General features: G+C 74.3%; 1 pseudogene. It reads right to left on the bottom strand.

Annotated elements, in window-relative coordinates:
• Positions 1-170: 170 nt before the first annotated feature.
• Positions 171-439: pseudogene (locus G3I78_RS48580) on the bottom strand (cation:proton antiporter); the annotation flags it as partial.

Raw genomic sequence — 439 nt, 5'->3', positions numbered from 1 at the left:
ACGTCGTCGACGACGAGGGCGGCAACCCGCTCTACGAGGGCCAGCGGTTCGTGATCTGGGACTGCCACGGCTCGACCAACCAGCAGTGGACCTTCTGACGTCCGGCCCGCTCGCCTGACGGCCCGCGTCGGGCGCTGCGCGTGCGCACGAACGGTGCACCCCGGAGTGCCTCACTCGTGCGCACGTGCACCGCTCGGCGGGTCGGCGCCGTCGGTGGTCGCGAGCCGGGGGCCGAGCCGGCTCGCGACCATCGGGAGCACGATCACGGACAGCACGCCCGCGCCGACGAGCGCCGCGCCGACGCGTGACGTCATCGCGTCCTGCTCGACCGCGATCTCGGTGAGCGCGACCAGCAGCGGCAGCGCGGTCGCCGCGTAGAGCGCGGTCTGGACGCGCTCGACCGACGGCAGCTCGCGCCGGAACCACAGGAGCACCGGCC

The organism is Streptomyces sp. SID13726 (assembly GCF_010548375.1).
Taxonomy (GTDB): domain Bacteria; phylum Actinomycetota; class Actinomycetes; order Streptomycetales; family Streptomycetaceae; genus Streptomyces.
Note: the sequence above shows the minus strand (reverse complement) of the source record. Positions and strands in the feature narration are given on the sequence as shown.